The following is a 1,394-nucleotide window of genomic DNA, read 5'->3' on the forward strand; positions in this document are numbered from 1 at the left end:
TTTGAACCCGAAATTGGAGTGCCTCATGGCCAAGAAGTTAACCGCTTACATCAAGCTGCAAGTGAAGGCCGCTCAGGCTAACCCAAGCCCACCTGTTGGTCCTGCCCTGGGTCAGCACGGCGTGAACATCATGGAATTCTGCAAGGCTTTCAACGCCCGTACTCAGGGTCTTGAGCCAGGTCTGCCGACTCCAGTGATCATCACTGTCTACAGCGACCGTAGCTTCACTTTCGAAACCAAATCCACCCCTGCTTCGGTTCTGCTGAAGAAGGCGGCCGGTCTGACCAGCGGTTCCGCTCGTCCGAACACCGTTAAGGTTGGCACTGTAACCCGTGCTCAGCTGGAAGAAATCGCGAAAACCAAAAACGCGGATCTGACTGCAGCTGATATGGAAGCAGCCGTGCGTACTATCGCCGGTTCTGCTCGTAGCATGGGCCTTAACGTGGAGGGTGTGTAATGGCTAAGCTGACCAAGCGTCAAAAGGCTATCGCCGGCAAAATCGAAGCAGGCAAGGCCTACAACATTGTAGACGCCGCTGCACTGCTGGCCGAGCTGTCGACTGTCAAGTTCAGCGAGTCGTTTGACGTTGCTGTTAACCTGGGTGTTGACCCGCGTAAATCTGACCAGGTCGTTCGTAGCGCTACTGTGCTGCCTCACGGCACTGGCAAGACCGTTCGCGTTGCTGTGTTCACCCAAGGCCCAGCTGCTGAAGCCGCTCTGGCTGCCGGCGCTGACCGCGTTGGCATGGACGACCTGGCTGCCGAAATGAAAGGCGGCGACCTGAACTATGACGTGGTCATCGCATCCCCGGATGCAATGCGTGTTGTAGGTCAGTTGGGTCAGATCCTCGGCCCACGTGGCCTGATGCCTAACCCTAAAGTCGGCACTGTAACTCCAGACGTAGCTGGCGCTGTCAAGAACGCCAAGGCTGGTCAGGTTCGTTATCGCACCGACAAAAACGGCATTATCCACACTTCCGTAGGCAAGATTGGTTTTGATGCCGTCAAGCTGAAAGAAAACGTTGAAGCACTGATCGCCGACTTGAAGCGTATCAAGCCAGCTTCTTCGAAAGGTATTTACGTCAAGCGCGTTACCCTGAGCACCACCATGGGCCCAGGTCTGGTCATCGACCAGAGCTCGCTGAACGCGTAAGACAGCAATTGGCGCAAGATAATTGCGCCAATTGGAAAGATTGGGGTCCCTGCCTGGCGGGGGCTATCCAAGACCGTAGGCGACGCAAGTCTTAAACCTCAAGCCTACGCAGATGGTGCTCCCGGTTCCTTACCGAATCAGACACCAAAACGACATTCGGTTACGACCGGATGAAACGGTAACAAGAAGGAGTTAAACCCGTGGCAATTAAAGTCTAAGACAAGATGGCCATCTTCGCTGTA

General features: G+C 54.9%; 2 protein-coding genes. Both read left to right on the forward strand.

Features of this window, described 5'->3' with window-relative positions; genetic code table 11:
- Nucleotides 1–25 precede the first annotated feature (25 nt).
- Complete coding sequence (gene rplK / locus ACQKP2_RS32890) at nucleotides 26–457, forward strand: 50S ribosomal protein L11 (RefSeq protein WP_427582390.1); 432 nt, start codon at nucleotides 26–28, stop codon at nucleotides 455–457.
- Nucleotides 457–1,152: a 50S ribosomal protein L1 gene (gene rplA / locus ACQKP2_RS32895; RefSeq protein ID WP_427582389.1), complete on the forward strand. Its 696-nt coding sequence runs from the start codon at nucleotides 457–459 to the stop codon at nucleotides 1,150–1,152. Before rplK ends, rplA begins: the two co-directional genes overlap by 1 nt.
- Nucleotides 1,153–1,394 lie beyond the last annotated feature (242 nt).

Origin of the sequence: Pseudomonas sp. NPDC089569 (assembly GCF_050280625.1) — a bacterium.
Classification (GTDB): Bacteria; Pseudomonadota; Gammaproteobacteria; order Pseudomonadales; family Pseudomonadaceae; genus Aquipseudomonas.